9 protein-coding genes are annotated in these 13,412 nt (G+C 64.8%); 7 read left to right on the top strand and 2 right to left on the bottom strand.

What is annotated here, in order from left to right:
• A partial coding sequence (locus A5791_RS23915; protein ID WP_067242306.1) for a fumarylacetoacetate hydrolase family protein occupies positions 1-1,499 on the bottom strand: 1,499 nt, incomplete at its 3' end.
• Positions 1,496-3,811: an ATP-dependent DNA ligase gene (locus tag A5791_RS23910; RefSeq protein WP_067242302.1), complete on the bottom strand. Its 2,316-nt coding sequence runs from the start codon at positions 3,809-3,811 to the stop codon at positions 1,496-1,498. The genes A5791_RS23910 and A5791_RS23915, both read right to left, overlap by 4 nt.
• 202 nt (positions 3,812-4,013) lie before the next feature.
• On the opposite strand from A5791_RS23910, the gene A5791_RS23905 reads away from it, so the two are divergent.
• The 7 genes from A5791_RS23905 to A5791_RS23875 all read left to right on the top strand — a co-directional run bounded on the left by A5791_RS23905 (position 4,014) and on the right by A5791_RS23875 (position 13,408).
• Positions 4,014-5,534 (top strand): mannitol dehydrogenase family protein, encoded by a 1,521-nt coding sequence (locus tag A5791_RS23905; protein WP_231995993.1) that lies wholly within the window; start codon positions 4,014-4,016, stop codon positions 5,532-5,534.
• Complete coding sequence (locus A5791_RS23900) at positions 5,531-6,388, top strand: HAD family phosphatase (RefSeq protein WP_067242297.1); 858 nt, start codon at positions 5,531-5,533, stop codon at positions 6,386-6,388. The genes A5791_RS23905 and A5791_RS23900 overlap by 4 nt, the downstream gene beginning before the upstream one ends.
• A gap of 115 nt (positions 6,389-6,503) precedes the next feature.
• On the top strand, positions 6,504-7,883 hold the full coding sequence (locus A5791_RS23895; protein WP_067242294.1) for a mannitol dehydrogenase family protein: 1,380 nt from the start codon (positions 6,504-6,506) through the stop codon (positions 7,881-7,883).
• Positions 7,880-8,746 (top strand): carbohydrate kinase, encoded by an 867-nt coding sequence (locus A5791_RS23890; protein WP_067242290.1) that lies wholly within the window; start codon positions 7,880-7,882, stop codon positions 8,744-8,746. Before A5791_RS23895 ends, A5791_RS23890 begins: the two co-directional genes overlap by 4 nt.
• An 88-nt stretch (positions 8,747-8,834) precedes the next feature.
• The gene (locus tag A5791_RS23885; RefSeq protein ID WP_067242286.1) at positions 8,835-9,707 is read left to right on the top strand and encodes a Ku protein; all 873 of its coding nucleotides are present in this window, start codon (positions 8,835-8,837) and stop codon (positions 9,705-9,707) included.
• Positions 9,708-9,768: 61 nt separating this feature from the next.
• The gene (pstS, locus tag A5791_RS23880) at positions 9,769-10,884 is read left to right on the top strand and encodes a phosphate ABC transporter substrate-binding protein PstS (protein WP_067242283.1); all 1,116 of its coding nucleotides are present in this window, start codon (positions 9,769-9,771) and stop codon (positions 10,882-10,884) included.
• A gap of 223 nt (positions 10,885-11,107) precedes the next feature.
• Positions 11,108-13,408 (top strand): serine/threonine-protein kinase PknD, encoded by a 2,301-nt coding sequence (locus tag A5791_RS23875; protein ID WP_067242280.1) that lies wholly within the window; start codon positions 11,108-11,110, stop codon positions 13,406-13,408.
• Positions 13,409-13,412 lie beyond the last annotated feature (4 nt).

Raw genomic sequence — 13,412 nt, 5'->3', positions numbered from 1 at the left:
GTGTGGGCCGGACCCAGGTTCAACAGGTTGATCTGCCGACCGCCGACCTGCACGCTGAGCTCACGCTCGAAGGTGAGATCGGCATTGCGCACCTTGATGCCGCTGAAATCGAAGTGCCCGAATCGTTCTCGCGCATACGGGGTGGCGACGGGACCGAGGTTGGCTGTCTGCGTCATCACCAGCATCTCAGCGGGCATGCCATGCGCGATCTCCTCGGCCGTACCCTCGGCCGCGATGATCCGCACCGACGGGTCCAGCAGCTGATTGCCGTGCGTGTGGTCGCCGTTGGAGTGGGTGATCAACGCGTGCGTGATTGGTGCCCCATCGGTGACCGGCTTCATCGCGTTGAACATTTCGCGCGTCAGCGCCAGGTCGAAAAGCGTGTCGACGAGCAGCGAAGCGCCGTCGCCGGCAACCAATCCGGCGTTGCTCCAGCCGTAGCCCCCATCTGGCAGCGTCCACGCCCATACCCGATCACCGACCTGGTGCAGTCCGCGGGTGTAGGGCACTCGTGCGGGCGCGTGATTGACCCGGTCGGCGGCTGGCGGCGCGTCCGGGTTGCGCCGCGGCGCCAGCGGGTGCGGTGGGCGACTGGCGCGGACGGTCTGCCGGGTCTCCCCCAATCCCTGCACCCGCAGGGTTACGACGTCGCCGTCGTGCAGCCAGCCCGGAAACGATTCCAGCGCAGTAAGACTCAGATGCTCGACCAGCGTGCAGGTGGGCACCGTGCCGGAGCCGAAGACGTCGCCGGGCATCAGCGTCACTCCGCGCGAGGCGTAGGAGATGACTTCACCGAAGCTCCAGTCCATCTGCGCGGTGGACCCCGAACCGATCACGTTGTCATTTACCAGAGCGCTCACCTGAAGGTCGAGCTTGCCGTCACGACAGTAGGATTCGAGCTCATCCGGTGTAACCAGGTACGGGCCCAACGTGACGCCGCTGTCTTTTCCCTTGGCCTGCCCGATGGCCAGTTGCCCCTCCAGCTGCTGCAGGTCGCGGGCGGACCAGTCGTTGAAGATCATGTAGCCGATGATGGCGCGTTCGGCTTCCTGCACCGTAAGGTCCTTACCGCTTGTTCCGATGACCGCTGCGATCTCCAATTCGAAGTCCTGCCAAGCACTTCCGGGAGCCATCGGCGCGTCGTCGTAGGGACCGAGCACGGTTGCCGGACAGGCGAAGTAGAAAGCGGGGATGCGGTACCAGGTGTCGGCCAGGACCCGCCCGGCACCGAGTGCGGCCTGACAGTTGCGCATGTGGTCCAAGAAACACAGCGAGTCCCGGATCGACGGCGGACGTGGGATCGGCGCGCGCAGCCGCACATCGGCCAGGGCAACCGGCTCGGAGCCAAGTGCCTGCTCACCGGCTTCGCGCAGCCCGTCTGGGCCACGGCCGACCAGCTCCAGGAGCGTGACGGCGGGCGGCGCCGGGTGAATCATGTCACCGGATAACACTGCGGTCCGTTCGCTGCTATCCGGGCCTTGATACGTCACCCATTTCATTCGCGTATCACCTCACTCGGTTCCTTGTCCGGTCGCAGTCCCCGCCAACTCGGTTGACGCAAACGGTTATCCGGGGTCCATTCGCTGTAGCGCACCTCCCCGACCAGGACCGGCTCGACGAAGGTGACCCGCTTGGCGTCGGGCGGCGGAAGCGGAGCGTCGAACGGGGATCTGTCGGTGTGTAACGGCGCCAGTGTGGCCTTGAGGTTGGCCAAGTCGCGTTCGGTGAAGCCGGTGCCGACCCGCCCGGCGAACCGCAGGCCACCGTCGCCGGGAATGCCGACCAGCAGCGCCCCGATGCCGCTGCTGCGGCCGCCTTCGCCCGCGCGCCAGCCGCCGATGACGACCTCCTGGGTGTTCCAGTGCTTGTCCTTGACCCAGGACGCCGAACGCCGGCCCGGCTGATAAGTGGAGTCGCGCCGCTTGGCGACGACGCCTTCCCAGCCACGCTTGCGGGAGTACTCCAGTGCTTCGGCGCCATTGCCGGGTAGCAGCGGGGGAACAATGAGATCGCCTGCACTGGCGAGTGTTTCCAGCAGCTTGCGGCGGTCGGAGTAGCGGGCCCGCAGTAGTGAACGGCCGTCAACATAGAGCAAGTCGAACGCCCAAAACTCGATTCGGGTGGCGCGCACCCGGTTCTGCATTTCGTTGAAGCTGGGTACGCCCGACTTGTCGAGCGCTACCACTTCACCATCGATTACCACATGGTGCTCAGCCAAAGCGTCAGCCAGCGAACGTAATTGGGGATACTCCTTGGTGACGTCGCGTCCGCTGCGCGACCTCAGCCGCACGTTGCCGTGGTCGGCGTCAACGAGCAGCCGATAACCGTCCCATTTGCCTTCGAAGGCCCACACGCTCGCTTTCAAGTTGGCCACCGAACCGTGGGTCGCGAACATTGGCGCCAGCGAGTCGAAGTCGAAGAATTTCTGATCTTTCATCCGGTGGGCCAGCCACTGGTCGCCGTTGGTTTGAATCAGGGCATAGCGCCCGGAGATCCGGCTGCCGTGCAGGTTGACGATGACCTCCCCCTTCTCGCCGGAGTCGTTGAACTTCTCGGTGTCGTAGGTCCCGGAGTCCCAGATGATCACCTTGCCGGCGCCGTACTCGCCCTTGGGGATACTGCCCTCGAACATGCCGTATTCCAGCGGATGATCCTCGGTGTGCACCGCCAGGTGGTTCACCGACGTCGTCTCGGGCAGGTTCTTCGGCACCGCCCACGACACCAGCACCCCGTCTCTTTCCAACCGGAAGTCGTAGTGCAGCCGGCGCGCGTGATGCTCCTGGATGACGAACGTATTGTCGTGTCCGGTAATGGGTTTGGAAGCCGGTACCGGTTCGGGTGTCTTGGACGCGTCACGCATGCTGCGGTACTTGGTCAGCCGGTCCGCGCCGGGCATATCGGCGTCCAGCGCCGCCAGCAGATCGCCGTCGCGAGCCACCCTGGCAAGCACTTCGTCGTAGCGCAACTGGCGCAGCGAATCCGGGTCGTCGAGCTCTTCCCAGCTGCGCGGTGCCGCGACCGTCGGATGCTCGCGGCCACGCAGCGAATAGGGGGCGATGGTCGTTTTCGCGCCGTTGTTCTGGCTCCAGTCCAAGAACACCTTACCGGCGCGCAGACTCTTGGTCATCGTCGCAGTCACCAGCTTGGGCATCATCGTTTCCAGTTGCTGCGCAACGCGTTTGGCAAGAACGGAAGCTCCCCTGCTGCTCACCGGCTCATCCAATGGCGCGTAGAGATGCAGGCCTTTGCTGCCGCTGGTGAGCGGGAAGGTGGTCAGGCCGATGTCGGTGATCAGCTCGCGGACGGCGCGGGCCACCTCGGCCAGCTGGGCCATCGTCACGCCCTCGCCGGGGTCCAGGTCGAACACCAATCGTGTTGCCGGGCCCGGGTTTAACTTTTCGCCTTTTCGCGTCCACTCGGCGACGAACCTCCACTGCGGCACGTGCACCTCGAGCGCTGCCTGCTGCGCTATCCAGGCCAGCCCGGTGGCGCTTTCGATGATCGGATAGGTCGTGGTTCCCGACCGGTGCGTCACGCCGGCGCGCGGCAACCAGTCCGGCGCCGAAGACGCCAGCTGCTTTTCGAAGAACGAGCCCTGCTCGACACCGTTGGGCCACCGCTTGCGCGTGGCCGGGCGCCGCGCGATGTGCGGCACCATCACCTCGGCGATGCTGGTGTAGTACGCAAAGACCTCTCTTTTTGTGACGGCCTGTCGGCCCTCGGTGGCTGGGTAGAGCACCTTGTCGGCGTTGGTCAATTTCACCCGGGGATGCGCCTTCGGTTCGGGAGGCCACGCCTGCGGCGAATCCATGCTGCTAAAGCTACGCGCGCGGTCCAGGAATCAGCGCTCATATCGGGCCGCCTCCATCGACCCCCGCCTCGATGTGGCGCATTTCACCACGTCGGCTAAACGGCTGTTGACACCAGCAATGTCGGATGCCACGGTGCCGTGCTCGCTTTGCGACCGCCATCACGGTGGGTATGTTCGGCGACCAATGCGCTACGCCAACCACTTGACGAGTGTCGTCGCCCAGGACTGCAGCAGTGGGGTTCCGCTGAGCGACGCCACATTGCCCCTGCATTCACCACGAATCGACGTGCCAACCTACGACAGGTCGGCTCTTCAGCCCGGTGTTGTTCATATCGGAGCAGGCAACTTTCACCGTGCGCACCAGGCCGTCTACTTCGACGACCTAGCCCGCTCGGGCATTTCCCAGGAATGGGGGGTTACCGGCGTCAGCCTGCGCTCCCGAGACGTGAAGGATCTGCTGTCGGCTCAAGATGGGCTTTACACCGTCGTACAACGCGGCCATGACCGCCAGACGGCCCGGGTCGTCGGCTCGATCGGCTCCTACCACTACGCACCGAACGACAACACCGCGGTGCGGGTGGCTCTGGCTGACCCTCAAACCCGCGTCGTCAGCCTGACGATTACCGACAACGGGTACTTCCTGGATCCGGTTACCCGCGAATTCGATGCTGACCACCCTGACGTGCGTGCCGATCTGGTCGCGTCGAACAGCTTCGCCACCGCGTGGGCATATCTCACCGAGGCACTCGAACAGCGTCGCCGCACCGGCACTGCCCCTTTCACGGTGCTCTGCTGCGACAACATTCCGGACAACACCCAGGCGGCGCGAACGGCGCTGGTGTCGTTCGCCGCTTTAAAAGACCCCGGCCTTGCCCGCTGGATCGACACCCACGTCGCATTCCCGTCGACCATGGTCGACCGCATAACCCCGCAGACTTCAACATCCGAACGCCAATTCGTCGAGCACACATTCGGCATTGCCGACAGATTGCCGGTGCTGACCGAACCGTATTGCCAATGGGTCATCGAGGACACCTTCAGCGACGACCGGCCGCCCCTTCATGAGGTGGGCGCCCAGTTCGTGACCGATGTAAGCGACCACACGCTGGTCAAAACCCGTCTGCTCAACGGAACTCATATTGCGATCGCGTGTCTGGCCACGCTGGCCGGCTACCAGCGCACCGACGAGGCGATGAGTGACCCGGTCATCTTTGACTACGTCGAGCAGCTCATGCGCGACGAGATTCAACCGTTGCTACCGGCGGTGCCCGGGATGAACACCCCGGGTTATCGGAACACGTTGCTCACTCGGCTCGGCAATCCCCGCTTGAGCGACCAGTTGTCGCGTTTGGCGCGACGGGGATCGACGAAGATGGCGTCGTTCCTGCTGCCGTCTCTGCACGAGGCGATCGCGCAGGACAAACCGCACACTCTGCTGATGCTGGCCCTGGCCGGGTGGGCCCGGTACCTGCGCGGCTACGACCTCGACGGTGGCAAGATCCACGTCGACGACCCGGAGTCGGGACTCCTCACCAAGTTGGCGACGATGGGAGGCAACAATCCTCGTCCGTTGCTGAGGCATGAAATCCTCGCCGACCTACGCATGATTCCCGGCTTCGCGGAGCGTCTCGGCGCCATGATCGCAGACATCGATGGGCATGGTGTGATACCCACCCTGCGCCGAGCGCTGCGGGACGACGCGCGGGAGCTGGTGTTGCAATGAACCAGCCCATCACTTTTGTCCGGCAATTCGACCCCGCACCTATCACCACCTTGCTCTGCGACGCCGATGACAACCTGTTTCCTTCGGAGAGGCCGGCGTTCGAAGCCTCGACCGAGGTGACGAACCGTTTCCTGGCGAGGTTCGGCGTGACGGCTCCGCTCAGCTCGGAAGAGCTGCGTAAGCGGGCCGTCGGGAAGAACTTCCGAACCACCGCTCTCGACTTGGCGGTGCAGTGCGAAGTGCCGCTCGATCAGACGCTGGCCCAGGGCCGTCCCGCGGCGGTGGTCGCCTCGGCCAGCGAGGTGGCGAGCGGCAACGCGTTGTCCGCCGACGAACTCGAGCAGTGGGTGCGCGAAGAGCGCGAGCAAGTCACCGCTCATTTGGCCGTCACCCTGACACCCGATCCGTCGGTACTGGAACCGTTGAGTGACCTGGCAACGCACTACGCACTCGCGGCGGTCAGCTCCAGCGCCAGCAAGCGTCTGCGCGCCTGCTTCACCGCCACCGGCCTCGACTCGTTGATACCGGAGTCCGTGACCTTCAGCGCGGAGGATTCTCTTCCGGTACCGACAAGCAAACCCGACCCGGCGGTGTATCTGCACTGCGGCCAGGTCCTGGGCGTCAAAGCCGAACAAGGGCTGGCCATCGAAGACTCGGTGGCCGGCGTGACGTCCGCGGTCGCCGCCGGCTACGCCACCGTCGGGAACCTGATGTTCGTACTACCTGACGAACGAGCTTGCCGCCGTGCAGAATTGATCGATGCCGGCGCAGTCGCAATCACCGACTCGTGGCGTGGTCTCGCCGATGTCCTCCTGTTGTCGACCACGACAGGGGGAGGATCCACGCTCAGGTAGGCGTGCGATCGCGCACCGACCGGTTATTGCCGCCGGACTTCGCGGACGTCGCGGCGTGGCCCGGGAAAAGTAAACCAGTCGATGCCCAACCTCGACAATGCAGCGCTGACACAAGATGACGATCACAACACCTAGCTACGACCGCGGCGGCATCCGCGTCGGTATCGCGCATATCGGGGCTGGTCACTTTCACCGTGCCCATCAGGCCATGTACATCGACCGGCTGCTACAGCAGGGCTTGGCGCGCGAGTGGGGCATCTGCGGGGTGGGGGTGTTGCCGGCGGACTGGCCAATGCGCGATGTGCTGCGTGACCAGGACGGGCTATACACGCTGATTCTGGAGAACCCTGACGGAAGCCGCGACGCACAAGTCATCGGCTCGATCATCGACTACCGCTACGCGCCCGACGATCCGGAGGCAGTGATCGAGTTGCTGGCCGCGGCTACCACCCGCATCATTTCGCTGACGATCACCGAGGGCGGTTACCGCGACCCCGACGGGCCCGCGTTCGGGTTGATCACCGGGGCTCTGGCCAGGCGTCGCGGCCGCGGGATCGCTGCACCGACGATTCTGTCGTGCGACAACATCGAGAGCAATGGCGAGGTCGCGCGGCGGGTCGTCGTCGCGCATGCCGAGCGTCGCGATCCCGGGCTCGCCGAGTGGATAGCGGAATACGCGCGGTTCCCGTGTTCGATGGTGGACCGAATCACCCCGTCCACGACACCGGAGATAGCCGCGGAGGTGCGGCGCGACTTCGGAGTGGCCGACCGGTGGCCGGTGCTGACCGAGCCGTTCGCGGCCTGGGTCATCGAAGACGACTTCGCCGACGGCAGGCCGCCGTTGGAACAGGCCGGCGTGTTGCTGGTCGACGATGTCGGCCCGTACGAGTTGATGAAGCTGCGGCTGCTCAACGCGGGACACCAATGCCTCTGCTACTTCGCCCATCTGTGTGGCTTCGAGTTCGTCCACGACGCGGCGCGCGATCCGTTGCTCGCCGAATTCCTGCTCGCCTATTTCGATTTCGAGGCCATCCCGACGCTGGCACCGGTGCCCGGGATCGACCTGCATGACTACAGCCGCACGCTCATTGAGCGTTTCGCCAACCCCGGAGTGCGGGACACCGTGGCCCGGCTGTGCGCCTACTCGTCGGACCGTATTCCGAAGTGGCTGCTTCCGGTGATCCACGACAATCTTGCCGGCGACGGGCAGGTTCGCTTGGCGGCGGCGACGGTGGCCAGCTGGGCCCGTTACGCCGAGGGTGTCGACGAGCGGGGCCAGCCGATCGAGGTGGTGGACCAGCTCGCAGACTCGCTGGTGCCGATCGCCCGGTCGCAGCACGAGCGTCCCATCGCGTTCATCGAGATCACCGCGGTCTTCGGGGATCTGGCGCAACAGCCACGCTTTGTGGCGGCCTATCTCTGGGCGCTGGATTCGTTGCACACCCGCGGGGCGCAGGCAACCCTGGAAGTGTTGCTGCACGGGGAGGTGTCATGACTCGCGGACTGGTCATCGGCGAAGCGCTGATCGACACTGTCGGTGGCCAAGACCATGTCGGCGGCAGCCCGTTGAATGTCGCCGTCGGATTGGCCCGGCTGGGCCGCGGAGTCGATCTGCTGACCCACATCGGCGACGACGACGCCGGCCGCCGCATCACCGAGTACGTGAAATCAGCTGGCGCACAACTTCTTTCAACCAGTATCTCGGCCTCCCGGACACCCCGCGCCACCGCGACAGTGGCCGAAGACGGATCGGCCAGTTATGCGTTCGACTTGGACTGGGAGCTCTCCGGGATACCACCGGTTGCCCCGCCGCTTTTCGTGCACACGGGATCCATCGCCGCGGTGCTCGAGCCGGGCTGCCTGGCCGTCGCGGCCCTGCTGGACGCCTACCGCGTCTCGGCCACTCTCACCTTCGATCCCAACGTGCGTCCGTCGCTGATCGTCGATCGGGATCTGGCGCGGGAACGAATCGAGCATCTCGTCGAGCGCTGCGACGTCGTCAAGGCCAGCGCCGAGGACCTGAGCTGGCTCCAACCCAACCACCCGCCGGAGGTGACCGCGCGAACCTGGCTGGCCTCAGGCCCTGCGATTGTCGCGCTCACCCTGGGCGATCAGGGTTCGGTGGCGTTCTGCGCCGCCGGCCAGGCCCGGGTGGCCGCGCGACCGGTGCAGATGGCGGACACCGTCGGCGCCGGCGACGCGTTCATGGTCGGCCTGCTCGACGCGCTTTGGGAAGAGGACCTGCTGGGCGGCAGCAGGCGCGCCGCGCTACGCGGAATCGGGCTGGACGCGCTGACCGCGGCCCTCGACGCGGCGAGCCTGGCGGCCGCGCTCACCGTCTCGCGGCCCGGGGCGTAAGTAGCGCGAGCAGACGCAAAAGCTCCCGAATTCGGCACGAATCGGCAGCTTTTGCGTCTGCTCGCCATTACGTGGGCATACTGACACCATGCGCTCCATCTGGAAGGGTTCTATCGCCTTCGGGCTGGTAAATGTCCCAGTCAAGGTGTACAGCGCCACCGAGGACCACGACATCAAGTTCCACCAGGTGCACGCCAAGGACAACGGGCGCATCCGATACAAGCGGGTGTGCGAGGTGTGCGGCGAAGTCGTCGAATACAGCGACCTCGCCCGCGCCTACGAGTCCCCCGACGGGCGCATGGTGGTGATCACCGACGACGACATCGCCACGCTGCCCGAAGAGCGCAGCCGCGAAATCGAGGTGCTGGAATTCGTCCCGGCCAGCGAGGTCGACCCGATGCTGTTCGACCGCAGTTATTTCCTGGAGCCGGATTCGAAGTCGTCCAAATCGTATGTGCTACTGGCCAAGACGCTCAGCGAGACCGACCGCATGGCGATAGTGCACTTCACGCTGCGCAACAAGACCCGGCTGGCGGCCTTGCGCGTCAAGGATTTCGGCAAGCGCGACGTGATGGTGATACACACCTTGTTGTGGCCCGACGAAATCCGCGACCCCGATTTCCCGGTGCTCGACAAGAAGGTCGATATCAAGCCCGCAGAACTCAAGATGGCCGGTCAGGTGGTGGAGTCGATGGCCGATGACTTCAACCCCGACCGCTACCACGACACCTATCAGGAGCAGCTGCAAGAACTGGTCGACGCGAAACTTGAAGGCGGGGAAGCTTTTACCGCCGAGGAGAAACCGGCGGAACTGGACGAGGCCGAAGACGTCTCCGACCTGCTCGCCAAGCTGGAAGCCAGTGTGAAGGCCCGCTCGGGCACCAACAAACCGGCGAAAAAGACAGCCGCGAAAAAAGCGCCGGCCAAGAAGAGCCGGGCCAAACAGGCATCGAAGTCCTGACCAATGCGGCCTCGATTCACGTTATGCTCATCGTGCTGCCGATCCTGAATCTAGGAGTCCCGTGAAGTTCACTCGATCTGGCACCGCATTGAGTCTGGTGGTCGCCAGCACGCTGGTGTTATCGGCTTGTGGTGGACATTCGAACACCCCGTCTGCTTCAAAATCCACCACTCCCGCGGTGCCGGTGAACTGCGGCGGTAAGAAGAAACTCCATGCCGCCGGGTCGACCGCGCAGAAGAACGCGATCGAGCAATTCGTCTACGCCTACATCCACGCCTGCCCCGGCTACACGCTGGACTACAACGCCAACGGCTCCGGTGCCGGGATGAAGGCGTTCATCGGTGGCCAGGTCGACTTGGCGGGGTCCGATTCGCCGATGGATCAGGCGAAAGGTGAACCCGACCGGGCAGCGGAGCGCTGCGGATCGCCTGCCTGGGACCTGCCGGTGGTGTTCGGGCCCATCGCCGTCACTTACAACATCAACGGGGTGAGCTCGCTGAACTTGGACGGTCCCACCCTGGCGCGGATCTTCAACGGCGGCATCACCAAGTGGGACGACCCGGCGATCAAGGCACTCAACTCCGGCAGCAACTTACCGCCGACGCCCATTCACGTCGTCTTCCGCTCCGACGAGTCAGGCACCACGGACAACTTCCAGAAGTACCTCGACGCCGCTTCCAACGGCGCGTGGGGCAAGGGTGCCGGTAAGACGTTCAACGGCGGGGTCGGTGAGGGCGCCGCCGGCAATGACGGAACGTCGCAGGCGCTCAAGAGAACCGACGGGTCGATCACGTACAACGAGTGGTCGTTCGCCGAGGGCCATCAACTGAACAGGGCGCTGATCGTCACGTCAGCGGGTCCGGATCCAGTGGCGATCACCCCGGAAACGGTCGGCAAGACCATCTCGGGCGCGGCCTTCAAAGGCCAGGGCAATGACCTCGTGGTGGACACGTCGACGTTCTACAAGCCGTCGCAGGCCGGCTCCTACCCGATAGTGCTGGTGACCTACGAGATCGTCTGCTCTAAGTACCCCGACGGCCCCACCGGTGCCGCAGTTAAGGCTTTCATGCAGGCCACAATTGGCGACGGCCAAAATGGCCTGGACGAGTACGGCTACATTCCGCTGCCGAGTTCGTTGCAATCCAAACTGGTGCCAGCGGTAAACAGCATCGGGTAATCACGCAAACCACGTCGGGCACAACGGGTTTGGGCGTGGGTTGGAGTGATGCAAGTCGATGCTGCGCGCGTGCAACTGTTTGGAGAGATTTCAGAATTCACTGTGAGTAATCCGAATCTCTGGGCGCGTTGGTCGCCAAGGATTTACCGTGTGGTAACCATCGGTTTTCCGAGGGCTTACTCTGGCCGTCCGGATCAGGTGGCTGGCGAAGGGAGCGTCGACGGTGAGTAACGCCGTTTCGCGGGAGGGATCCCAGTTCGGGCCCTACAAGCTGGTGCGTCTCATAGGTCGCGGCGGGATGGGCGAGGTCTACGAAGCCGAGGACACCCGCAAGCGGCGGGTGGTGGCGCTCAAGCTGATTTCGGCGCAGTACTCCGACAATTCGGTGTTTCGTGCCCGGATGCAGCGTGAAGCCGACACCGCGGGGCGGTTGACCGAGCCGCACATTGTCCCGATCCATGACTACGGCGAGATTGACGGTCAGTTCTATGTGGAGATGCGTTTGATCGACGGCGTCTCGCTGCGGCAGATTTTGACGCAGACGGGTCCGATGGCCCCGGCACGGTCGGTGGCGATCATTCGCCAGATCGCCGCCGCGCTGGACGCGGCGCACAGCGCCGGCGTCACTCACCGCGACGTCAAGCCGGAGAACATTCTGGTCACCAACCAGGACTTCGCCTATTTGGTGGACTTCGGTATCGCCCGTGCCGCCTCTGACCCCGGACTGACGCAGACCGGGACAGCCGTGGGCACCTATAACTACATGGCACCCGAGAGGTTCGGCGACACCGAGGTCACCTACCGCGCCGATATCTATGCGCTGGCCTGTGTGTTGGACGAATGCTTGACGGGTTCGCCGCCCTATTCGGCGCAAAGCGTCGAGCGATTGATCGCGTCGCACCTGATGGAACCCGCGCCGCGGCCCAGCCAGCTAAGGCCGGGCAGAGTGCCGGCGGCCCTGGACGACGTGATCGCGAAGGGGATGGCCAAGAATCCGCTGGACCGCTACCTGAGTTGCGGTGATCTGGCCGACGCCGCCCATGACGCGCTCACGAGTTCTGAGCAGCGTCAAGAAGCCACCATTCTGCGCCAGGGCGACAATGAGACCCTGATGGCCCCGGTCGTCGACCCGAGTGTGGGCTGGGCCAGCTTCGGCGGCTCGGGTGCCCACCCGCAGCAGGCGTCCGGCGGTTTCCAACAACAGCCCTCGGGCGCTTACCAACAGCACTCGGGCGGCTACCCGCAACAAACGTCGGGCGGCTACCCGCAGCAAACGTCCGGTGGGTACCCACAACAAACGTCCGGCCCGCACTACTCGACCAGCGACCCAGCCGCGACGGCCATGGGACCGACGCCGCAGTACCCAACCGGGGAACAGACCAGGATGGCGCCGTCGCCGCAATACTCCACCGGGGACCAGACGATGATGGGCCCGTCATACCCGACCGGCGACCAGACCATGATGCGTCCGATGTCGGGGGATAGCGGCGGGCAAGCGGGCGACCACCGCACCCAGGCCAACCCAGTGGTCGGCGGCGGCTGGCCCAGCCAGCCCGGTGTCGCCAGCCCCGGCCAGCAGCAGCCGTCGGGTCCGTACACGCCGCCCGGCCAGTCATACCAGCCCGCGGGTAAGCCCCGCGACAAGAAGAAACTGCTGCTTATCGCCGGTGGTATCGCGGCGGTCCTGCTCGCGATCGTGCTGGTCGCGGTGTTCGCGTTCGGGGGGTCGGATAACAACGCAGGGCAGCCGGAGGCAAAGCCTGGACAACCACAAGAGCTGCCGTTCAAAGATCTCAACTTCCGCCTCTCCCCAGGCGGGGTCGCGGTCGACAGTTCCGGCACCGTCTACGTCACCAACCAAGGCATGAAGGGCAGGGTGGTGGCGCTGGCGGCCGGGTCGAGCGCGCCGACGGTGAAGCCGTTCTCCGGTCTCTACGAGCCCCAGGGCGTGGCGGTCGACAGCGCCGGCAAGATCTACGTCAGCGATTTCAACAACCGGGTGGTGTCGCTGGGGGCCGGATCGAACAATCAAACCGACATGCCGTTCACCGGTCTCAACTACCCCGAGGGCTTGGCGGTGGATACCCAGGGCTCCGTCTATGTCGCTGACCGCGGCAACAACCGGGTGGTGAAATTGGAGCCGGGGTCAACCACCCAGATCGTGCTGGCGTTCGACGGGCTCAAGAACCCCGACGGGGTGGCCGTGGACAGCAATGGCAACGTCTACGTCACCGACACCGACAACAACAGGGTGCTGAAACTCGATGCCGGGACGAGCAACCAGTCCGTCCTGCCGTTCACCGGGATCTCGGCGCCGTGGGGCATCGCGGTGGACAAAGTCGGCAGCGTCTACGTGACCGAACACGACAACAACAGGGTGGTGAAGCTGGCGGCCGGAGCGAGCACCTCAACCGAGTTGCCTTTCCAGGGCCTCAACACACCCTTGTCGGTCGCGGTGGACAAGGACGGCAACGTCTACGTCGCCGACCGCGGCAACGGCCGGGTGCTGAAGCTCAAGCCCTGACCGG

Origin of the sequence: Mycobacterium sp. 852002-51163_SCH5372311 (genome assembly GCF_001667115.1) — a bacterium.
GTDB lineage: Bacteria > Actinomycetota > Actinomycetes > Mycobacteriales > Mycobacteriaceae > Mycobacterium.
This window is presented reverse-complemented; position numbering and strand designations above follow the sequence as displayed.